Source organism: Cupriavidus sp. 2KB_3 (assembly GCF_052115685.1).
In the GTDB taxonomy this organism is placed as follows: Bacteria; Pseudomonadota; Gammaproteobacteria; order Burkholderiales; family Burkholderiaceae; genus Cupriavidus; species Cupriavidus campinensis.
In genome coordinates, this window is the sequence record NZ_JBFRHD010000026.1 from 74,279 (window position 1) to 95,993 (window position 21,715).

The following is a 21,715-nucleotide window of genomic DNA, read 5'->3' on the forward strand; positions in this document are numbered from 1 at the left end:
CGATGGAACATTCGCGCTTCAACCTGTCGCGCTGGGCGCTCGAGCACCAGCCGCTGACCCGCTACCTGCTGGTGGTGCTGCTGATCGGCGGCCTGCTGGCCTTCTTCCAGCTGGGTCAGGACGAAGACCCTCCCTTCACCTTCCGCGTGATGGTGGTGCAGGCCTACTGGCCCGGCGCCACGGCCGAGCAGATCGCGGTGCAGGTGACCGACAAGATCGAGCGGCAGCTGCAGGAAGTGCCGTACGCCGACAAGATCCGCAGCTTCTCCAAGCCGGGCGAGACCACGGTGATCTTTCAACTGGCCGATAACTCGCCGGCCAAGGACACCGCACAGATCTGGTACACCGTGCGCAAGAAGATCGGGGACATCGCCCAGACCCTGCCGCAGGGCGTGCGCGGCCCGTATTTCAACGATGAATTCGGCGATGTCTACGGCTCGATCTACGCGCTCTCGGCAGATGGCTTCAACTACAAGGAGTTGCGCGAGTACGCCGACCTCGTGCGCCAGGCGCTGCTGCGCGTGCCAGCCGTGGCCAAGGTCACGCTGCTCGGGCTGCAGGACGAGAAGCTCTATATCGAGTTCAACCAGACGCGCTTCGCGCAGCTTGGGCTCGACATCAACGCCATCGCCAACCAGATCGCGGAGCAGAACAACCCCACGGGAAGTGGCGTTTTGATCACGCCGGCCGATAACCTCCAGGTCCGCGTGACCGGCCAGCTTGGCGATGTGCAGGATCTGGAGAACCTGGTGCTGCGCGGCCCCAACGGCATCGCCAACATCCGGCTGGGTGACATCGCCCACGTCTATCGCGGCTATATCGACCCGCCCGCCAGCCGCATGCGCTTCAACGGCAAGGATGTGATCGGGCTCGGTATCTCGATGGAGAAGGGCGGGGACATCATCGCGCTGGGCCAGGAACTGCGCCGCGTGACCGATGGCCTGCGCGGCCAGTTGCCGATGGGTATCGAGATGGATCAGGTGCAGGATCAGCCACAAGCGGTCAAGCGCTCGGTGGGCGAGTTCGTGCACGTGCTGATCGAGGCCGTGGTGATCGTGCTGGCAGTCAGCTTCATCGCGCTGGGGCTGCATACCAGGCCGCTGCGGATCGACGTGCGCCCCGGGCTGGTGGTGGCGCTGACCATCCCGCTCGTGCTGGCCGTGACGTTCCTGTTCATGAACATCTTCGGCATCGGCCTGCACAAGATCTCGCTCGGGGCGCTGATCGTGGCGCTCGGGCTGCTGGTGGACGACGCGATCATCGCCGTGGAGATGATGGTGCGCAAGCTGGAGGAAGGCTTCTCCAAGATGGAGGCAGCCACCTTCGCCTACACCTCCACGGCCATGCCGATGCTGACCGGCACGCTGATCACGGCGGCCGGCTTCCTGCCGGTGGGGCTGGCCAAGTCCACCGTGGGCGAGTACACCTTCGCGATCTTTGCCGTGACGGCGCTGGCGCTGGTGCTGTCGTGGCTGGCGGCGGTGTACTTCACGCCCTACCTCGGCTACCTGCTGCTCAAGACCCGCGCCAGCGACGGCGGCCATCACGAGGTGTTCGACACGCCGTTCTACGCGCGCTTCCGGCATCTGGTGAACTGGTGCGTGACGTGGCGCAAGACCGTGATCGCCGTCACGCTGGTCAGCTTCGCGCTGGGCTTGTGGGCGTTCAAGTTCGTCGAGAAGCAGTTCTTCCCGGATTCGAGCCGGCCCGAGCTGATGGTGGAGCTGTGGATGCCCGAGGGCACCAGCTTCGCGCAGATGGAGGCCGAGGCCAAGCGCTTCGAGACCGCCATGCGGCGCGACAAGGCCGTGGACAGCCTGACCACCTTCGTCGGCACCGGCGCGCCGCGCTTCTACCTGCCGCTGGACCAGATCTTCCCGCAGAGCAACGTGGCGCAGGTGATTGTGATGCCGGTCAGCGTGGAGGCGCGCGACGCGCTGCGCAAGCGCGTGATCGAGGTGCTGGCCACCCAGTTCCCGCAGCTGCGCGGCCGCGTGAAGCTGCTGCCGAACGGGCCGCCCGTGGCGTACCCGGTGCAGTTCCGCGTGATCGGGCCAGACGCCGCCGGCGTGCGCAGGATCGCCGATCAGGTCCGCGCGATCATGGCCGCCAACCCCAACACGGTGGGCGTGAACGACAACTGGAACGAGAACGTCAAGATGCTGCGCCTGGAGATCGACCAGGACAAGGCGCGCGCGCTGGGCGTGACCACCAACGCCATCGCGCGCGCCACGCAGGCCGTGCTGACCGGCGTGCCGGTGGGCCAGTACCGCGACGCCGACAAGCTGATCGACATCATCATGCGCACGCCGAAGAACGAGCGCGATGCGATGTCCGACATGGCCAACGTGCTGGTGCCGACCAACACCGGCCGCGCGGTGCCGCTGACGCAGGTGGCGCGCGTGACGCTGAAGTCCGAGCCGGGCGTGATCTGGCGCGAGAACCGCGACTTCGGCATCACCGTGCAGGCTGATGTGGTGGATGGCATCCAGGGCCCGACCGTGACCGCGCAGATCGACCCGCAGCTCAACAAGCTGCGCGCGGAACTGCCGCCGGGCTACCTGATCACCGTGGCCGGGGCCCAGGAGGAAAGCGGCAAGGCGGGGGCGTCCATCGCCGCGCAGCTGCCGCTGTGCATCTTCCTGATCTTCACGCTGCTGATGCTGCAACTGCACAGCTTCTCGCGTTCGGTGATGGTGTTCCTGACCGGCCCGCTCGGGCTGATCGGCGCTGCCGCCACGCTGTTGCTGTTGCGCGCGCCGATGGGGTTTGTCGCCCAGCTCGGCATCACGGCGCTGCTGGGCATGATCATCCGCAACTCGGTGATCCTGGTGGACCAGATCGAGCAGGACATCAGCGCCGGGGTGCCGCCGTGGCAGGCCATCGTCGAGTCGGCGGTGCGCCGTTTCCGGCCGATCATCCTGACCGCCGCGGCGGCGGTGCTGGCGATGATCCCGCTCTCGCGCTCCACCTTCTGGGGGCCGATGGCGGCTGCCATCATGGGCGGGCTGATCATCGCCACGGTGCTGACGCTGCTGTTCCTGCCGGCGCTGTACGCGGCATGGTTCCGCGTGAAGCCGCCCGAGGGCGGCGGCGGGGTGATGGCAGGGTGATCCCCGGGTAAGGCGGGGTGACCCCCGGGGAAGAGGAAAGAGCGCCGGCTACCGCTGGCGCTTTTTCATTTGGGCGGTCAGTCGCACGATGTCCGCCGCGATCTGGGCCGCGCGGCGGGGATCGGCGGCCACGGGTTTGCCGGTGCGGGGGTCCTTCACCGACGGCATGCGGGCCATTTCGCGCAGCAGGTCGGCCAGCAGCGTCATGTCCTGCACCAGTGGCGCACGCGGGTCGCCCGGCGGCAGGGTGATGCGGACCAGTTCCGATACGGCCTGATCGAGCGCCGGGGCGTGCACCGCGCGGCTGCGGTCGTCCGCTTGCTGCGCGGTCATCCGGCCTGCCTTGATCGCCTCATTGTCAGCCTGCATGTCCCGGAAGGCGGCCATGAAGGTCTGTTGGGCGCGCTCGATCTGGCGGCTGGCGGCCAGGCCGTCGCGCATGGACTGGGGGGCGCGCGGCGCCAATGCGGCGGTGCCCACCACCAGCACGGCTGCGACCGCTGCCGCCATGGCCATGCCGCGCGGCAGCTTGCGGGCGTAGCTGGTGGGGTCCAGCCGCACCGGCAGGCACAGCCCGATCAGCGCGCCGCCGATCAGGCCGCCCACGTGCGCGGCGTTGTCCACCCGGGTCGACAGGAAGCCCTGCACCAGCGAGTAGCCGATCATGACTGCCGCATCGGTCGTCAATTGCCGATGGATGCCCTCGGGCAGCAGCCGGCGATGGCGCAGCACCCCGGCCAGCAGCGCGCCGCCCACGCCGAACACGGCGCCCGACGCCCCGACCGACACCGCCGTCTGCGCCCCGAAATGCAGGCTCAGGGCGCTGCCCACCAGCCCCGCGCCGAGATAGATCAGCAGGAAGCCGCGCGTGCCGTAGAACCGCTCCACATGCTTGCCGAGCACGAACAGCACCAGCATGTTGGCGCCGATGTGCTTGAGGCTGCTGTGCAGGAAGGTGGCCGTCAGCAGCCGCCACCACTGGCCCTCCTGGACCAGCACGGCGAGGTTGCCGCCCCATTCGACCAACCGGGCGGGTGCCGTGGTATCGGGCGTGGCGCCGCGCGTGAGCGTGAACAGCCAGATCGCCACGTTGAGGGCGATCAGCGCGTAGAGGCCCCAGGTGTGTGGCAGCGCCTGCATCTCGGCCCGGAAGGCTTGCTCGGCAGCCAGCGCGTTGTTGACCGTGACGCCGGCCGTACGCATGTGATGGGTGACCAGTGCCTGGGCAAGCTGCTGGTCTGCCTCGCGCATCAGGGCCAGCCGGATCGTGAACGATGCCGGGGTCCGCCGCCGGGCGCCCGGCACGGGCTTGGGAAAGACCTCGATCACGGGACCGCCGCGCAGGTTGCGCACCGCCACGGCGGCAATCTCGGCCCAGCGCAGGTGCGGGCGACGGCGCGGGAAGGCCGTGGAGCCGATGCCGACGGCATCCACCGTCAGCAGCGGCTTGCGCAGCGGCGCGTGCCGGCCCCAGGACCATTCGAACAGGATCAGCAGGCCGAAGAAGCCGGCGCCGAGGACGATCGGGCTGGGCTTGCCGCGCGAGAAGAGCAGGAGCAGCGCCCCCAGCCCGCCGAAGCAGAGCCAGAGCAACGCGCGCACAAGCAGCGCGGACCCGAATCGGCGCACATGGAACGCGCCGCTGCGGCGCGAGCCGATGGCCGGCGCGCGCATGAATTGCGATGTCTGCATGATTCTTCCCGACAAGACGATGTCATCGCGTCATCTCGCTGGCCCCGGTGCGGCAGGGCCACGGCGCGCGTCACGCGACGATATGCGGTCGTCCATCGGGAAGCATCTCCCCCGTCGGGAGGGTTGCGGCCCTAGTCTGCGGACCTTGTCTGCGTCCTAGTCCGCCAGCTCGAACAGCACGTCCTGCGCGCCCTCCCAGAGCACCTTGGTGCCGAGCGCGCGGAGGTTCTCCCGCCCCTCGACGATGGTCAGGAAATGGTTGCCGGCCAACTGGCCCATCTTGCTGGCGAAACAGCAGCTGCCGTAGGCCAGGATGATCTCGGTCTCGCTGTAGCCACCCGGGTAGAACAGGATGTCGCCCACGGACGGGTGGCTGGTGTGGTTCTCGAAGCCGACGCCCAGCTTGAATTCGCCGAGCGGAATCCAGCAGCCTTCGCCGCTCCAGCGCACGTGGATCAGCTTCTGGCGGTAGGGCAGCAGCTTCAGGAAGGCGGCAACGGTCTCGGGGGCGTCCGGGTGGGTATTGGCCAGGAAGGTCTGGCCGGCGGCGGTAATGCGGAGTCGGGGCATAGCTATATATATAGAAGGGTCGATGGGGCCGGGTCAGACCAGCGCCGTCATCAGCGTCTCCGCCACGGCGATCAGGCTGCGGTCGCTGCCCTTCGGGCCGAGCAGGGAGATGCCGAGCGGCGCGCCGGCGCGGCCGGAGAGCGGCAGGCTCAGTTGCGGGAAGCCGGACAGCGGCGTCAGGCACAGCGTGTGGGCGGCGGCGGTGCGGTAGTCCTCCAGCGTCTCGCCGGCGGCGGTGCGCAGCGGGGCGATGTCCGGCATGGTCGGCAGCACCAGCACGCCGTCATGGCCGAGCAGGCGGCCCAGGTGGGCGGTGAACTCGCGGCGCACGGCGCTCGACTGCTCGAACTGGGCTTCGGTGACCCCCTTGCTGAACACGAAGCGCGCGGCCACGTCCGGGCCCATATGCAGGCCGTAGTTCTCGATCAGCGCGCCATCGGCCTGCCAGGCTTCCCAGCCCTGCACGTAGCGGAAGGCCCAGTACAGGTCGGACAGCGGGCGGTCGGCCACGTCCACCGGGGTGGCACGGCCCAGCACGGCCTCGATGCGCGCCACCGTGGGCGCCAGCGCGGCGCGGGCTTCGGGCGTCGGCAATTCGAACAAGTCCGATGCCAGCAGCAGGCGGGGCCGGGCCGGCAGCGGATCGGCATCCTTGCCGAACAGCACGTCCGCCACGCGGGCGAAGGTGCCGATGTCTCGGGCGAAGAAGCCGCAGGTATCGAGCGTCTCGCACAGCGGCATGCAGTGCTGGAGCGAGATGCGGCCATGCGAGGGGCGGATGCCGAACAGGCCGCAGTGGCTGGCCGGGGCGCGCACCGAGCCGCCGGTGTCCGTGCCGAGCGCGAAGTCGCACAGCTTGTTGGACACCGCCGAGGCCGACCCGGACGACGAACCGCCCGTCACGCGATCGGGCGCGCCGCCGTTGATCGGGCCGCCGTAGTGCGCGTTCTGGCCGTTCATCGAGAAGGCCAGCTCGTCGGTGTGGGACTTGCCGATGAACCTCGCGCCGGCATCGAGCAGCTTTTGCACCGTGGGCGCGGTTACGCTCTTGATACCGGAGCGGGCCAGCACATGCGGATTGCCGCCGCCGGTGGGGTAGCCCGCCACGTCGAACAGGTCCTTGACGGCGAAGGTCAGCCCCCGCAGCGGCCCGGTGGCCGCGTTGGGCACGGGCGCGTCGGGGTAGGGCATGAAGGCGCGGGCGGGATGGGTGGCCAGGGTCATGGCGTTCGGCTTCCTTCTTTCGGGAAATGGGTGGAGTTTAGGCGGCTGCGGAGGAGGCCGCAGCGGTATTCGAGGGTTCGGCGGTGTCGGCCACCAGCACGCAACTGACGCGGTGGCCGTTGCCCAGTGCCACGCTGCGCGGCACCTCGGCCAGGCAGGCGGGGCGGGCGTGCGCGCAGCGCGGCGCGAAAGTGCAGCCCGGCGGCAGCGCGGCCAGGTCCGGCGGGGCGCCGCCGATGGCCTGCAGCCGCTGGCCGCGATCCATGCCGTGCTGGCGGCTTTGCAGCAGCGCGATCGTGTACGGATGGCGGGCCTCGCGCAGCAGCGTGCGGATCGGGCCTTCCTCGACGATGCGGCCGCCGTACATCACCGCCACGCGGTCGGCAATCTCCACCGCCGCGCCCATGTCGTGCGTGACGAAGACGATGGAGAGGCCCAGCTCGCGTTGCAGCTCGCGCAGCAGGATCAACACCTGGATCTGCACGGTGGCGTCCAGCGCCGTGGTCGGCTCGTCGGCCAGCAGGATTTTCGGCTGGGCCGACAGCGCCAGCGCGATCATCGCGCGTTGCCGCATGCCGCCGGACATCTCGTGCGGATAGGCGGCCAGCCGCCGCTCGGGGCTGGGAATGCGCACCGCTTCCAGTGCCTTGAGCGCCAGCGCGCGCGCCTCGGCGGCGGACACCTTCTTGTGCGTCCGGATGCACTCCACAATCTGCTGGCCCACCGTGTACACCGGGTCCAGCGCCAGCAGCGGCTCCTGGAACACCATGGCGACGGTGCCGCCGCGCAGCCGGGCCAGCGCGCGCTTGTCCAGCGCGAGCACGTCCTGGCCGTCCACGCGGATCTCGCCGCCGATGCGGGTGCGGCGGGGCGGATGGAGGCGCATCAGCGCGCGCAGCGTCACGCTCTTGCCGGAGCCGGATTCGCCGATCAGCGCCACGGCCTCGCCGGGGGCCACGTCGAGCGACACGCCGTTCACGGCGCGGATGGTCTTGCCGCCGCCGGCGAAGGTGACGTGGAGGTCCTTGACCGAGACGGCAGGGGAATGGGGGGCTGTCATAGGGGTCTCCCGCAGGTCAGGTGGGTCAGGTGGGTCAGGTGCGTCAAGGCGTGGCCGCGTGCAGGCCCGGGGTCATGCGCCGCAGCGGCAGCGAATGGCCGCCGTCGGGCATCGCCATCAGGCACGACACGGGATGGCCGGCCAGTTCGTCGGCCAGCACGGGGGTGCGGCGCTCGCACACCGGCTCGGCGCGGGCGCAGCGCGGATGGAAGCTGCACCCGGACGGCGGATTGATCGGGTTGGGCGGGTCGCCCGCCAGCGGTGCGGCCAGCGTGCGGTGGTCCGGGTCCATCGACGGCATCGAGGCCAGCAGCGCGCGCGTGTAAGGGTGCGAGGGATTGGCGTAGATCGACTCGGTATCGCCAATCTCGACCACCTTGCCCAGGTACATCACCATCACGCGGTCACACAGGTAGCGGATGACGTTGAGGTCATGGCTGATGAAGACGTAGGTCAGGTCGAACTCGGCCTTGAGGTCGAGCAGCAGGTTGAGCACCTGGGCTTCCACGGATTTGTCGAGCGCGGACACCGCTTCGTCCAGGATCACCAGCCGGGGCCGCAGCGACAGCGCGCGGGCGATGTTCACGCGCTGGCGCTGCCCGCCGGACAGCTCGTGCGGATAGCGCCCGGCAAAGCGCGCCGGCTCCAGTCCCACGCGTTCCAGCAGGTAGCGCGCCCGCTCGGTGGCCTCCCGCGCGGACACACCGTGCACGCGCGGCGTGAAAGCGATGGATTCCTCGATGGTCAGGCGCGGGTTCAGCGACGAGTAGCTGTCCTGGAACACCATCTGCACCTGGCTGCGGAACGCCTTCATCGGCAACTGGGGCGAGCCCACACCCTGGGCGTCGAAAATCAGTTCGCCGCTGTCGTGGGCGGTGAGCTGCATCAGCAGCCGCGCGGTGGTGGACTTGCCGCAGCCGGACTCGCCGACCACGCCGAGGGTTTCGCCCTTGAGGACGTCGAAGCTGACGCCGTCCACGGCGCGGACCTCGCCGGCCTTGCGGAACGGAATGGGCGACTTGAGCGGGAAATGCTTGACGAGATCGCGCGCGATCACGAGCGGCTGGGCCGGGCCGCCAATGTCCCGGGCGTGGGCGGGCGCGGGCGCTGTGAGGAGGTCGCTCATGCTCATTCCTTGATTTCCATGGCCGAGCGGATGCCGTCGGCCAGCAGGTTGAACGAGATCGAGGTCAGGAAAATCATCGCGCCGGGCAGGGCGGCGACCCAGGGCTGGGTGTAGATGGCCGTGCGCAGCGTGTTGAGCATCAGGCCCCACTCGGGCTCGGGCGGCTTCACGCCGAGGCCCAGGAAGGAGAGGCCGGAAGCCAGGATCATCGACACCGAAATCAGGCTCGTCGCATAGACGAAGATCGGTCCAAGTACGTTATTCAGCACATGGGCGCGCACGATGGTCAGCGAACTGGCCCCCGAGGCGCGCGCCGCATCGACAAACTCGCGGTTGCGCACCTGCGTGGTCACGCTCTCCGCCACCCGCACGATCTGCGGCACGAAGACGATGGTCAGCGACAGCAGCGCGTTGCCCACCCCGGCGCCCAGCGTGCCGGACAGCGCGATGGCCAGCAGCACCGACGGGAAGGCGTAGAGGATGTCGGTGAGCCGCATGATGATGGTGTTGGTCCAGCCGCCTGCGTAGCCGGCCACGATGCCGAGTGCGCTGCCAATCACAAATGCCAGCAGCACGGGCGTGATGCCCATGAACAGCGAGAGCCGGCCGCCCAGCATCAGGCGCGAGAGCAGGTCGCGGCCCAGTTCGTCGGTGCCGAGCGGATAGCCTGCGGTGCCGATCGGCTTGAGCCGCTTGAGGATGGAGGACGCGTACGGGTCTGCCGGCATCAGCGCCGGGGCGAAGATCGCCATCACCACCAGGGCGATCAGGATCAGCGCGGCGGCCATCGCCAGCTTGTTGCGCAGCAGGCGGCGGCCCACGGTGGCCCAGTAGCCGGGCGAGCGCGCCACGGGCAGCGGCGCCACGGCCTTGTTCAGTGCGATCTGCATGGGGGCCTCCTTAATTACGCTGGATGCGGGGGTCGAACAGCGTCTGCAGCGCGTCCACCAGCAGGTTGAGCAGGACGAAGAACACGGCCAGCACGAGGATCGTGCCCTGCAGCAGCGGGAAGTCGCGCTGGAAGATGGCCGAGTTCAGCAGGAAGCCGGTGCCGGGCCACGAGAACACGGTTTCGATCAGGATCGACCCGCCGAGCAGGTAGCCGAGCTGGAGGCCCATCACGGACAGCGCGGTTGGCGCCACGTTCTTGACCACGTGGCGGAACACGGCCACGTCCGACAGGCCCCGGGCGCGCAGGCCGACGATGAACTCGTTGGACAGGATCTCGGCCACCAGCGCCCGGATCGTGCGGGCGACGATGCCCATCGGGATCACCGACATGGTGATGGCCGGCAGCAGCATGTACTGGAAGTGCTCCCAGTCCCACGCCCAGTCGCCCGAGCCGCCCGGGCCGGCGCCAGTGGCGGGCAGCCAGCCGAGCAGCACCGAGAAGGCGATGACCAGCACCATGCCGAGCCAGTAGTGCGGAATGCTGACGCCGAGCACGGACAGGAACGAGGCGGTACGGTCGGCGATGGAATCGCGCAGGTAGCCCGCCACGAAGCCGAACAGGCAGCCGAACGTGAAGCCGATCAGCGTGGCCACGGTGGCCAGCCGGATCGAATTGATCACGGCGGTGGACACCTCGCTCATCACCGGCCGGTTGGTGGCGATGGAGGTGCCCAGGTCGCCATGGAGCGCGCGGGTCAGCCAGTGCAGAAATTGTTCGAGGAACGGTTTGTCGAAGCCGTACAGCGCGGTCAGCTGGCGGCGCAGGTCTTCGGAGGCATCGGGCGGCAGCACCGAGACCAGCGGGTCCCCGGGGGCGATGTGGACCAGCGAGAAGCAGAGCAGGGCAACCCCAAGCAGGATAGGCAGCGCATAGAGAATGCGGCGAAGCAGGTAAGTCATGGTCTGTGGCCGGCTAGTGTGGGGTGAAACGCCCCTCTCCCGGCGGCGGGAGAGGGGGCACGGCAAGCGTCAGTCCATCGACATCGTCGCAATATCGATAAACCAGCTCTGCGGCTGCACCACGCCCTTGACCTTCTTCGAGATGGCGCGCGGGCCCACGTCATGGGCGATCAGCACGAACGGCGACTCTTCCACGATGCGCGCGTGCAGCTTGGCCAGCGCGGCGTCCCGGGACTTCTCGTCGAATGAGGTGCGGGCGTTCTCGATCAGCTTGTCGAACTCCGCATTGCCGAAGAAGCCCCAGTTGTTCGAGACCGGCGGCTGGGTCTTGGTGCTGACGAAGCGGACCATGGCGAAGAACGGGTCCATCGCCGCGAAGCTGACGTTGATGGCGTTGGCGCCGTGCGCGCTGGCGTCCTTGGCGCCGATGCGCCAGTTGGTGAACAGGGTGTTCCACTCCACGACGTCGAAGTCCACGTCGAAGAAGCACTCCTTCAGGTTCTGCTGCACGTACTCGTTCATCGGCAGCGGCTGCATCTGGCCCGAGCCGGACGCCGACACCTGCACCTTCACCTTGAGCGGCTTGGCGGCCGAGTAGCCGGCTTCGGCCATCAGCTTGCGGGCGGCGTTGGCGTCGTACTTGATGTCGAACTTGGGGTTGCCCCACCACGGGTTGCCGGCTTCCACGATGCCCTTGGCTTCGGCCATGTAGCCGCCCAGCAGCGTCTTCAGGCCCGCGCGGTTCACACAGAGGTTGGCGGCCTGGCGCACGCGCTTGTCCAGCCACGGCGAATTCGGCGCGAAGGAGAGCTGCCACGGCCACATGTGCGGCTGGGCGTTGGCGTAGACCTCGAAGCCGCGGCTCTTGATCTGGGCGATGGCGTCAGGCGCGGGGGCCTCGATCCAGTCGACCTGGCCCGACAGCAGCGCGGCCGTGCGGGCGTTGGCCTCGGGCATCGGCACCATCACCACCTTGTCGATCTTGGGCACGCGCTTGCTGTCCCAGTAGCTGGCGTTCTTGGCCAGCTCCAGGCGCTCGCGCGGGACGAAGCGGGTCATCTTGAACGGGCCGGTGCCGGAGGCGTCGGCGGCAAAGGCCACCCAGGCCTGCTTGCTGCGCTCGGCCGCATCGGTCACCGAGGCCGGCACGGCGGCGAACTTCTTCTCCCACTGCGTGGGCGAGGCCATGAACAGGTTGGAGATGTTGTACGGCAGGAACGAGTCCGGCTCGGACGTGACCAGTTCCACGGTCAGGTCGTCGATCTTCTTCGCGCTGCGCAGCGTGGGCATGCGCGAGGCGGTCACGCCCACCTGGCTCGCATCGAACTGCTTGGCGGTCTTGTCGAGCACCTTGTTGACGTTCCAGACCACGGCGTCGGCGTTGAAGGCGGAGCCGTCGTGGAATTTCACCCCGGGGCGCAGCTTGAAGGTCCACTTGGTCTTGTCGGCGGCGTCCACCTTCCACTCGGTGGCGAGGTCGGGAATCAGCAGGCTGGGGCCGTTGCTCTTGGAGAGGTCCCATTGCGTCAGGGCGTCGTACATCGGGATGCCGGTGAAGCGGTTGCCCTCGAAGCCCTGGTCGGGCTGGCCGAGCGTGCGCGGGATGTCGGCAGCGGTCATGCCGATGCGCAGCGTCTTCTCGGCCATGGCGGCGCCGGGCAGGGCGAGCAGCGAGAGGGCCAGGACTGCGGCGGAGAAACCTTTCGCGTGGGCGGACGTTTGGTGGTTCACAGGCAATGCTCCTGAGTGGGGGAAGGGCTGCCTTCGGTCTAGCAAGTCATGTGCCAGTCGCGTCGCCCCGGCGCGTGGTCTGGTTCTTGCACCGGGCCGTGGTCATTCCTCATTCACTCACGAAGCAGACAAGGCAGACATGGATTCGAAAGTTCTTCCCCGCATCAATGGCGCGCGCCTGTGGCAATCGCTCATGGAGCTGGGCGCGATCGGCGCCACGGCCAAGGGCGGCGTGTGCCGCATCGCGCTGACCGAAGAAGACCGCAAGGGGCGCGACCTGGTGGTGCAGTGGTGCCGTGAGGCGGGCCTGGACGTGCGCGTGGACGAGATCGGCAATGTCTTCGCGCGCCGCGCCGGCACGGACCCGGCCGCGCGCGCCGTGGCCACGGGCAGCCATATCGACACCCAGCCCTCGGGCGGCAAGTTCGACGGCAACTTCGGCGTGCTGGCGGGACTGGAGGTCATGCGCACGCTCAACGACCTCGGCATCCAGACGCGCGCGCCGCTGGAGGTGGCGTTCTGGACCAACGAGGAAGGCACCCGCTTCACGCCGGTGATGATGGGTTCGGGCGTGTTCGCCGGCGTGTTCGATGCCGACGAGGCGCGCCGCCAGCAGGACCGCGAAGGCGTGAGCGTGGGCGATGCGCTGGCCGCCATCGGCTACCACGGCGCCCAGCCTGCCGGCGATGTGCCGGGCGGCATGTTCGCGGCCTACTTCGAGGCCCATATCGAGCAGGGACCGGTGCTGGAGGCGGCCGGGCTGCCGATTGGCGTGGTGTCCGGCGCGCTGGGCCAGCAGTGGTACGACGTGACCGTGACCGGCCAGGACGCCCACGCCGGCCCGACCCCGCTGGCGCTGCGCCACGACGCGTTGCTGGCAACGGCGCGGATGATCGAGGCCGTGAACCGCATCGCCCGGGACGCCGCGCCGCATGGCCGGGGCACCGTCGGCTATGTCGAGGTCAAGCCGAACTCACGCAACGTGATTCCGGGGCGGGTGGACTTCACTGTGGACTTCCGCAACCTGTCGCAGGACGGGCTGGACCGCATGGACGCGGCGATGCGCGCGGCCTTCGCCGGCATTGCCGACGCGGCGGCCGTGAGCGTGGAGATTCGCCAGGTGGTCAAGTTCGAGCCCTGCCTGTTCGCCCCGGCCTGTGTGGACAGCGTGCGGCGCGCGGCGGCGGCGCTGGGGCTGCCGAGCATGGACGTGGTGAGCGGGGCGGGGCATGACGCCGTCTACGTGGCGCAGCGCGCCCCCACGGGCATGATCTTCGTGCCGTGCAAGGACGGCATCAGCCATAACGAGCTGGAGGATGCGCTGCCCGAGCACATCGAGGCCGGCGCCAACGTGCTGCTCCAGGCGATGCTGGAGCACGCGCGCTGATCGCCGGCGGCAGCTTCAGTGCCCGATCGACCTTGAAATCGCCCACGCGCACTCGATGACGAGGGGCCCCAGCTTGCGCTGGGCCTCCGCCATCGTCCACCGGCTGGCCGGCGGCGCCACATGCACCGCCCCCACCGCCACGCCCTGGCTGTTCACGATGGGCGCCCCCACGCCCATATCGCCCAGAAACAGCTCCTCCTCGTTGCAGGCATAGCCCAGGCCCCGGCACGCCGCCACCTGCGCGAAGATCGCGTCCACATCGGTCAGCGTGGCCGGCGTGCGCGGCGCGCGCGTGGAGGCCTCCAGCATCGCGCGCACCTGCGCATCGGGCAGCGTGCTCAGGTAGGCGCGGCCGGAACTGGTGCAGTACATCGGAATGCGCATGCCCACCGGCGTCAGCACGGGCATGTGCTTGGCGGTCATCAGTTGCGCCACGTAGACCATGTCCAGCCCCACGGGCTCGGTCAGGTTGGCCGTCTCGCCGCTGGCGTTGGCCAGCTGGGACAGGTAGGGGCTGGCAATGGGAATCAGCGCATCGGCGGCCAGGTAGTTGTAGCCGATCTCCATCACCTTCGGCGTCAGGCGGAAGCGGCGGGTCTGCGGGTGCTTGTCGATGTAGCCGAGGGTTTCGAGCGTATGGACCGTGCGCTGGGCCGAACTCTTGGTCATGCCGGTGAGCCCGGCTACTTCGGAGAGCGTCAGCGTGCGGTGGACGGCGCTGAAGGCGCGCAGGACTTCGAGCCCTTTTTCGAGCGATTGATTGAACAGCGGATCGGCGGACATGAGAGACGGACGGCGGGGTGGATCACCAGGGTTCGGCACCATCGTCGTGACATCCTGCACCACGATGGCTGCATATTGCACCAAGATACGCACGAATCGATTATCGATTTCATGATATGTCGCCATGATACCTGCCGCCCCGGTGGCTGGTGCGTCGCTAGTGTTTACCCCTAGGATTTTCCGGGTTGTGTCCAGTGAAATATCACACTAGTATCACTGCAACTTCAACGAACGTTGAGACGAAGCGAGCAATCCCGTGGCGAACCCCATTCGACTGGTCGGCGGTGCCGACCCCCAGCCGGCAACTCCTCCTGCAACGCCCCCCACGCCCCCCACGCCCCCCGCGCCCCCCGCGCCCCCCACGCCAGCCCAGAGCGGCGCGGCGCTGCGCGAGCAGGCGTACACGGAGATCAAGCGCCGCATCATCGCGTGCGAGTTCCGTCCCGGCGAGCCGCTGATCGAGGCCCAGGTGGCCGCGCTGCTCGGCCTGGGCCGTACGCCCGTGCACCAGGCGCTGCATCGGCTCGAAGTGGAAGGGCTGGTGTCCATCCTGCCGCGCAAGGGCGTGCTGGTGACGCCGCTGTCGCTGAACGAAGTGCTCGACATGATCGAGGTGCGCGCCACCAACGAGATGCTGTGCGCCACGCTGGCCTGCGAGCGCGGGCACGACAGCGACTTCAAGGCCATGCGCGACATCGTGGACCGCTCGCCCGACCTGATCGCCCGCCGCGACATCCCCGCGCTGGCCTCGCTTGATCTCAAGTTCCATACCGCCATGTCCGCCGCCTCGCGCAACCGCGTGCTGGCCGAACTGCTGCGCGGCCTGCATGAGAAGCAGGCGCGCTTCTGGTTCCTCTCGCTGTCCGATCCCCAGCACCTGGAGAACGTCTACCAGGAGCATCTGGAGATCGTTGACGCGCTCGAGCGCCGGGACATCCCGGCCGTGCGCCAGGCGATTCGCGAACATATCGACGAATTCCGGAAGAACATCATCCGGACCCTCTGACCGACCCTTTTCCCTCGTAACCAGGTAGTACGCCATGCCGACACTGCACCTCCAGGTAGCCGGCGGGGGCCCGCTCGCCCTCGACGTCCAACGACTCATTATTGCCGGCTGGACTGGCCGCGACGCCGCCGCCGTCCAGCATCACATCGAAGAACTGCAGGCGCTGGGCGTGAAGCCGCCCGCCACCGTGCCGACGTTCTACCCGCTGGCCGCCTCGCTGCTGACCACCGATGATGTCCTTGAGGTGCCGCGCGACGACTCGTCGGGCGAGACCGAATTCGTGCTGCTGCAGGGCGCGGACGCGCTGTACATCGGCATCGGCTCGGACCATACCGACCGCAAGGTCGAAGCCTATGACGTGACCGTCTCCAAGCAGATGTGCGGCAAGCCGATGGGCCGCGAGGTCTGGCGCTTCGACGAGGTGGCCGACCACTGGGATGTGCTGGAAATGCGCTGCTGGCGCGTGCGCGATGGCCAGCGCGCGCTGTATCAGGAAGGCAAGGTCACGCGCTTGCTGGACCCGCGTGACCTGGTGCAACGCCTGACCGGCGAGTCGCAACTGCCGCCGGGCACCGCCATGTTCTGCGGCACCCAGGCCGTGATTGGCGACCTGGGCCACGGCGACGCCTTCGAGGTGGAGCTGCACGATCCGGTGCGCAATCGCACGCTGCGCCATGCGTACCGCGTGGCGTCGCTGGAGGTGGCGGAATGAGCGCCGCCCCCACCATCGCCGCCCTGGCGGCATCGCTGGCGGCCGGACGCACGACCAGCGTGACGCTCACCGAAGACGCGCTCGCCCGCATCGCCCATCACCAGCGTGCCGGCGGCGTCGCCTTCCTGCACGTGGACGCCGAAGGCGCGCTGGCGCAGGCGCGCGCGGCGGACCAGGCACGCGCCGCCGGGCTCGTGGCATCGCCGCTGGCGGGCCTGCCGGTGTCCATCAAGGATCTGTTCGATGTGCGTGGTCAGATGACGCGCGCCGGCTCGGTGGCGCTCGACGACACCGCCCCGGCCCAGGCCGACGCCCCCGCCGTGGCCCGCCTGCGCGCGGCTGGTGCGGTGCTGATCGGCCGTACCAATATGAGCGAGTTCGCGTTCTCGGGCCTGGGACTGAACCCCCACTACGGCACGCCGCGCACGCCGTTCGACGCCGAGCGCATCGCCGGCGGCTCCACCTCGGGCGGCGCGGTCAGCGTGGCCGAGGATATGGCCGTGGCGGCGCTGGGCACCGATACGGGCGGCTCGATCCGCATTCCGTCGGCGTTCTGCGGGCTGACCGGCTTCAAGCCGACCGCGCGCCGCGTGCCGCTGTCCGGCGCGGTGCCGCTGTCCACCTCGCTCGATTCGGCCGGCCCGCTGGCGCGCTCGGTGGCCTGCTGCGTGGCGATGGACGCCGTGCTGAGCGGCGAGACGCTCGACACCCGGCCCGCCGACCTGTCCGGCTTGCGCCTCTACGTCACGCGTGACTTTGTGATGGATGGCGTGGAGGCCGAGGTGGCGCAGGCGTTCGAGGCCACGCTGTCGCGGCTGTCGGCCAAGGGTGCGCAAATCATCACTTTTGATTTCCCCGAGCTGCGCCGCCTGCCCGAGATCAACGCCGGTGGCGGTCTGACCGCCGCCGAGTCGTGGACCTGGCACCGCGAGCTGCTGGCTAGGCAGGGCGACCGCTACGACCAGCGCGTGGCCCAGCGTATCCGTCGCGGCCAGCAACAGAGCGCCGCCGACTACATCACGCTGCTGGCCGAGCGCGCCGCCATGCAGGCACGCGCCGCCGAGCGCCTGCGCGATGCCGACGCCTGGCTGATGCCGACCGTGGCCGTGCGCCCGCCGCGCCTGGATGCACTGGCGCGTGACGAGGACTTCTTCGCCACGAACGGCCTGGTGCTGCGCAACCCCAGCGTGATCAATTGGCTCGACGGCTGCGCGGCGTCCCTGCCGATGGGGCAGGGCATTGGCCTGGGTATCTGCGGCCTGCACGGGCACGATGCCCGCGTGCTGCAGGTGGCCGGCGCCATCGAGCAGGGCCTGGCGTAAGCCGGGCAGCTAGTCAATCGGCGGATTCCCATCGCCGCGGCAATGCGCTCCAGCACAACACAGCGCAAGCCAGAGGGCGCCGCCAATGTAGCGGCGCCCCGCCCACCACACCCAAGGAGTAATCACCGATGTCTTCCGTGATGACCGGCGCCCCTGGCGCCCTGGAGAGCCTGCCGCCCGCGGAATTGGCTCAGCAACGCAACGAGGCGTACCGCAAGATCACCGTGCGCCTGATCCCGTTCCTCGTATTCCTGTTCATCCTGGCCTGGATCGACCGCGTCAACGTGGGCTTCGCCAAGCTCCAGATGCTCCAGGACCTGCAGTTCAGCGAGGCCGTGTACGGCCTGGGCGCGGGGATTTTCTTTATCGGCTACTTCCTGTTCGAAGTGCCGAGCAACCTGCTGCTGGAGAAGATCGGCGCGCGCAAGACGCTGGCGCGCATCACCATCCTGTGGGGCCTGGCCTCGATGGCGATGATCTTCGTCAAGACGCCGGGGCAGTTCTACGCGCTGCGCTTCCTGCTGGGGATTTTCGAGGCGGGCTTCTTCCCGGGCGTGGTGCTGTACCTGACCTACTGGTTCCCGGCTGACCGCCGCGCACGCATCAACGGCCTGTTCATGACCTCGTTTGCGATTGCCGGCGTGATCGGCGGCCCGCTGGCCGGCTTCATCATGAGCGCGATGGACGGCGTGGACGGCCTGGCCAACTGGCAGTGGCTGTTCGTCATCGAGGGGATTCCGTCGGTACTGGCCGGTGTGGCGGTGCTGATGTTCCTGCCGGAGAAACCGGTCAACGCCAAGTGGCTGACGGTCAACGAGCAGACGCTGGTGACGCGCGAGGTGGAGGCCGAGGCACGTGACCCGGCCAAGCATTCGGCGCTCAAGGACGCCTTCGCCAATTCGCGGGTCTGGATCTGCGCGGCGATCTACTTCTGCGTGGTGAGCGGCAATGCCACCATCGCGTTCTGGTCCCCGTCGATCATCAAGGAACTGGGCGTCAAGGGCAACCTGCAGATCGGACTGATCTCGGCGATTCCGTTCGTGGCCGGCACCATCGCCATGGTGCTCAACGGCATCCATTCGGACCGCTCGGGCGAACGCCGTATGCACTGCGCCATGGCCACGCTGCTGGCGGCGGTGGGCCTGACGCTGACCGGCATGTGGCTGCACAGCGCCACGCTGGCGCTGGTGGCGCTGACCCTCGCTTCGGTCGGCATCCTGGCTGCCTTCCCGGTGTTCTGGTCGCTGCCGTCGGCCTTCCTGGCCGGCACGGCAGCGGCGGGCGGCATCGCGCTGATCAACTCCATCGGCAACCTGGCCGGCTTCGTGGCGCCGTACATGATCGGCTGGTTCAAGACCAACACGGGCCAGCTGTCATCCGGCCTGTATTTCGTGGCGGCGCTGGAAGCCTGCGCCACGGTGCTGGTGCTGACCTTCATCCGCACCCGGCGCTAGGCCGCAATCGGGGCCGGACGAGGCGCAGGCCGGGGCAGGGGGCTGGATTCCCGCTTCGGCTTGCGCTACAATCCGCAGCCTTGTCGACCGTTGGAAGAAGTTGCGCCAGCGGCACGGCCGGCATCCGACGGCGGATCATGAAAGGCGGGCAGTTCCAGCCGCCTTTTTTGCTTTGTCGAGGATGCGCAGCGCCAACCGACAACACGCGGCCGCCCGCCAGGGCAACCGCCGCAAGGACCGCGAGGGTGGCGAAATTGGTAGACGCACCAGGTTTAGGTCCTGACGCCAGCAATGGTGTAGGGGTTCGAGTCCCCTCCCTCGCACCACCAACCTTTTTTGTTGTTCATTCGCAACAACGACACTCCCCACCCATACGTACCTCTTCCTGCCGAAATCCTATATGCAGCAAGGGATAGCGGGTATCCATCCGGGTTTACGCTACACCCTCTCCTTTACCCTATTTGCCACTATCGGTTCGCTGGGCTCTCCCATTTTTCTCCCACGGTCCTCCCACGAACTCATGGCATCCATTCTCAAGACGGCAACCGGTTGGCGCGTGCAGCTCACAGTAAAGGGCGCCCGGGACAGCCGCATGTTCGACACCAAGGCGCAGGCTCAGGAATGGGCGGTGAAGCGCGAGGTCGAGATGCGATCCATCGACGGCGGCATGGGGAGCAAAACCCACACGGTGGGCGACGTGCTCGACCAGTACCAAAAGACGGTCAGCCCGACCAAGCGCGGCGAGCGGTGGGAGAAGCTGCGGCTTGAGCTGATCGGAAAGAAGGTGGTTGAGGGGAAGCCGTTCCGTGACATCCGGCTGGCCGACCTGAAGCCTCACCACATTGCCGCGTGGCGCGACGCGCGCGCTCGAGACACCGTCCCAGGATCAGGAGCGAAGATTTCCGGGTCATCTGTATCCCGCGAAATGTCGCTGCTGTCTCATGCGCTGGAGGTCGCCCGAAAGGAATGGGGCTGGCTGATCGCCGATCCGATGAAGGAGGTGCGCAGGCCGCCGGACAACCCGCCGCGCGACCGGCTCATCTCGGACAAGGAGATCGAGAAGATCACCCTGGCGCTCGGGTATCAGGAAGGGCTGCCGGTGGCTCTCCCGTCGCAGCGGGTCGCCGTCGCCTTCCTGCTGGCGATCGAGACGGCCATGCGCTCCGGGGAGATGCTGGGCTTGACCAGCGACACGGTGGACTTCGAGGCGCAGGTTGCCCACTTGCCGCTGACCAAGAACGGCGGCGCGCGGGACGTGCCGCTCTCCATGCGCGCGCTCGAGCTATTGCGGATGCTGCCGAAGGTGGAAGAGGGCAAGCCGCTGTTCGCGCTCTCGGCTGCCAGCCGGGACGCCCTGTTCCGCAAGGCAAAAGAAAAGGCCGGCATTGCCGACCTGACCTTCCACGACACCCGCCATGAGGCGATCACCCGCCTGGCGAAGAAGCTACAGCCACTGGATTTGGCCCGGATGACCGGGCACACCAACCTCCAGGAGTTGCTGACCTACTACAACGAGTCCGCGCGGGACATTGCGCGCCGGCTCGGCTAGTCCGTCTTTCTCGGCCGGCCCGCCGGCTGCTCGCGGTACGACTCAGCCCAGGCGATGACCTCGGCCGCCTTCCAGCGAGGGAGGGCCTTCGCCAGCTCGTCCTTGCCCGACTGCACCGAAGGGATGCGAATCGGCTTCGGGAACCCGGGCAGAGTCACCACCCGCTCCCGCACCACCTTGGGCGAGCGGACCAGGTATTCGGCGATGCGCTCCACGTCCCACAGGGTAACGCTCACGGGCAGCGCTGGCCGCACGTGGTTGGCCACGGCCACTGCAATGCGTTCGATCAGGTCTGCTTCGCTCATGGTGATGCTCCAGTTTCTGGCTGTTGTTTCGATGATGCGTGCTGCTGCTTCGGTCATTCGTTGAATCGTTGGGGCCGCGCGCGGGTCGCTCCGTTGCGGAATCAATGAGCTCTTGGTCCCACTCCGGCGCGCCGGTGGGCTGGCCCATCGCCGGAAAGGTGAGGGGGGAGTTGGTCATGCTAGGATCGGTATCACGTTGCAGGGGCGGATATGGAGCGCGTTTCCGAGTACCGAGGTTTTGAGATCCGGATGTTCCTGACTGGAGCTTCCACAGACATGTTTGACGTCTGGTTCCAGATCACGGGGCCGACCACTCCAGCTGGAGTCGCCGCGATAGGAAAGCGGATCAAAGTTCACGGTGGCCCATTCTCCAAACGATGGGCATATCTTGTGGCTGAAGTCGCTGGCCGTGCTGCGGTGGACGTGATATTGGGCGTGGACGAGTAAGTTGCCCTTTTGACCCCCGACGAATTGGAGGGACAAGCCATGGCAGAGAGCCTCATTTTCATGGGTCGGCACGTGAGCTTCGAATTGACCGAGAGGACTTTCGGGGTGTGGCATTGGGCGTACACGCTCGACGACCAAGCGAGATTCGAGAGCCAAGGCATGTCCTTCCCCACGCGTGAACTTGCGATGGCCGACGCCATGCGTGATGCAAAGATTCGAATTGAAAGGAGCCCGGAGTGAACTGCACCCCAAAAGTTGGACACCCGTTCAACCTTTGGGGTGTTTTTCATGGCGAAGTACAACGAGGCGTTCAAGCGCCAGGTGGTTCAGGAATATTTGTCCGGGGGAGTTGGGACTGGGACACTGAGCCGGAAGCACGGAAT

General features: G+C 67.9%; 18 protein-coding genes and 1 tRNA gene. 9 read left to right on the plus strand and 10 right to left on the minus strand.

Translation table 11 applies throughout. The features are described 5' to 3' along the window. Window positions 1-2 precede the first annotated feature (2 nt). Window positions 3-3,113: an efflux RND transporter permease subunit gene (locus AB4120_RS24170; RefSeq protein WP_149136157.1), complete on the plus strand. Its 3,111-nt coding sequence runs from the start codon at window positions 3-5 to the stop codon at window positions 3,111-3,113. 48 nt (window positions 3,114-3,161) lie between these two features. On the opposite strand, the gene AB4120_RS24175 is transcribed toward AB4120_RS24170, so the two are convergent. From AB4120_RS24175 to AB4120_RS24210, 8 genes are all read right to left on the minus strand, one after another. Further along, on the minus strand, window positions 3,162-4,805 hold the full coding sequence (locus AB4120_RS24175; RefSeq protein ID WP_441642950.1) for a rhomboid family intramembrane serine protease: 1,644 nt from the start codon (window positions 4,803-4,805) through the stop codon (window positions 3,162-3,164). Between the two features lie 156 nt (window positions 4,806-4,961). After that, window positions 4,962-5,375 carry a DUF3830 family protein gene (locus AB4120_RS24180; RefSeq protein ID WP_149136155.1) on the minus strand — a complete coding sequence of 138 codons (414 nt, stop codon included), beginning with the start codon at window positions 5,373-5,375 and terminating at the stop codon, window positions 4,962-4,964. Window positions 5,376-5,408: 33 nt separating this feature from the next. Beyond that, on the minus strand, window positions 5,409-6,599 hold the full coding sequence (locus AB4120_RS24185) for an amidase (protein ID WP_149136154.1): 1,191 nt from the start codon (window positions 6,597-6,599) through the stop codon (window positions 5,409-5,411). Window positions 6,600-6,636: 37 nt separating this feature from the next. Then, window positions 6,637-7,659, minus strand: coding sequence for an ABC transporter ATP-binding protein (locus AB4120_RS24190; RefSeq protein ID WP_149136153.1), 1,023 nt, complete (start codon window positions 7,657-7,659; stop codon window positions 6,637-6,639). 43 nt (window positions 7,660-7,702) lie between these two features. Then, the gene (locus AB4120_RS24195; RefSeq protein ID WP_441642951.1) at window positions 7,703-8,785 is read right to left on the minus strand and encodes an ABC transporter ATP-binding protein; all 1,083 of its coding nucleotides are present in this window, start codon (window positions 8,783-8,785) and stop codon (window positions 7,703-7,705) included. Window positions 8,786-8,787: 2 nt separating this feature from the next. After that, window positions 8,788-9,675 (minus strand): ABC transporter permease, encoded by an 888-nt coding sequence (locus tag AB4120_RS24200; protein WP_144195696.1) that lies wholly within the window; start codon window positions 9,673-9,675, stop codon window positions 8,788-8,790. A gap of 10 nt (window positions 9,676-9,685) precedes the next feature. Then, window positions 9,686-10,636 carry an ABC transporter permease gene (locus tag AB4120_RS24205; RefSeq protein WP_149136151.1) on the minus strand — a complete coding sequence of 317 codons (951 nt, stop codon included), beginning with the start codon at window positions 10,634-10,636 and terminating at the stop codon, window positions 9,686-9,688. Window positions 10,637-10,705: 69 nt separating this feature from the next. Then, entirely contained in the window at window positions 10,706-12,283 is a 1,578-nt protein-coding gene (locus tag AB4120_RS24210) for an ABC transporter substrate-binding protein (protein ID WP_441642955.1), read from the minus strand. 223 nt (window positions 12,284-12,506) lie between these two features. On the opposite strand from AB4120_RS24210, the gene AB4120_RS24215 reads away from it, so the two are divergent. After that, the gene (locus AB4120_RS24215) at window positions 12,507-13,754 is read left to right on the plus strand and encodes a Zn-dependent hydrolase (protein ID WP_149136149.1); all 1,248 of its coding nucleotides are present in this window, start codon (window positions 12,507-12,509) and stop codon (window positions 13,752-13,754) included. Window positions 13,755-13,769: 15 nt separating this feature from the next. Here the strand turns inward: AB4120_RS24215 and AB4120_RS24220 are convergent, their stop codons facing one another. Continuing rightward, on the minus strand, window positions 13,770-14,537 hold the full coding sequence (locus AB4120_RS24220) for an IclR family transcriptional regulator (protein ID WP_149137544.1): 768 nt from the start codon (window positions 14,535-14,537) through the stop codon (window positions 13,770-13,772). Between the two features lie 256 nt (window positions 14,538-14,793). Here AB4120_RS24220 and AB4120_RS24225 point away from each other — a divergent pair, with 256 nt between their 5' ends. From AB4120_RS24225 to AB4120_RS24250, 6 genes are all read left to right on the plus strand, one after another. After that, the gene (locus AB4120_RS24225) at window positions 14,794-15,543 is read left to right on the plus strand and encodes a GntR family transcriptional regulator (protein WP_441642952.1); all 750 of its coding nucleotides are present in this window, start codon (window positions 14,794-14,796) and stop codon (window positions 15,541-15,543) included. A 34-nt stretch (window positions 15,544-15,577) separates the two neighbouring features. After that, window positions 15,578-16,255 carry a DUF2848 domain-containing protein gene (locus AB4120_RS24230; RefSeq protein ID WP_149136148.1) on the plus strand — a complete coding sequence of 226 codons (678 nt, stop codon included), beginning with the start codon at window positions 15,578-15,580 and terminating at the stop codon, window positions 16,253-16,255. Further along, complete coding sequence (locus AB4120_RS24235; protein WP_441642953.1) at window positions 16,252-17,577, plus strand: amidase; 1,326 nt, start codon at window positions 16,252-16,254, stop codon at window positions 17,575-17,577. The genes AB4120_RS24230 and AB4120_RS24235 overlap by 4 nt, the downstream gene beginning before the upstream one ends. Window positions 17,578-17,705: 128 nt before the next feature. After that, window positions 17,706-19,031 (plus strand): MFS transporter, encoded by a 1,326-nt coding sequence (locus AB4120_RS24240; protein WP_149136147.1) that lies wholly within the window; start codon window positions 17,706-17,708, stop codon window positions 19,029-19,031. A gap of 239 nt (window positions 19,032-19,270) precedes the next feature. Next, window positions 19,271-19,357, plus strand: a tRNA-Leu gene (locus AB4120_RS24245). Window positions 19,358-19,551: 194 nt separating this feature from the next. Then, window positions 19,552-20,580, plus strand: coding sequence for a tyrosine-type recombinase/integrase (locus tag AB4120_RS24250; protein ID WP_441642954.1), 1,029 nt, complete (start codon window positions 19,552-19,554; stop codon window positions 20,578-20,580). On the opposite strand, the gene AB4120_RS24255 is transcribed toward AB4120_RS24250, so the two are convergent. Beyond that, window positions 20,577-20,942 carry a hypothetical protein gene (locus tag AB4120_RS24255; protein WP_244844978.1) on the minus strand — a complete coding sequence of 122 codons (366 nt, stop codon included), beginning with the start codon at window positions 20,940-20,942 and terminating at the stop codon, window positions 20,577-20,579. The two genes, AB4120_RS24250 and AB4120_RS24255, sit on opposite strands and share 4 nt — an antisense overlap. A gap of 429 nt (window positions 20,943-21,371) precedes the next feature. Between AB4120_RS24255 and AB4120_RS24260 the strand changes: the two genes are divergently transcribed. Further along, a complete protein-coding gene (locus AB4120_RS24260; RefSeq protein ID WP_149136144.1) occupies window positions 21,372-21,572 on the plus strand; it encodes a hypothetical protein in 201 nt (66 codons plus the stop codon). The last annotated feature ends 143 nt before the right edge of the window (window positions 21,573-21,715 follow it).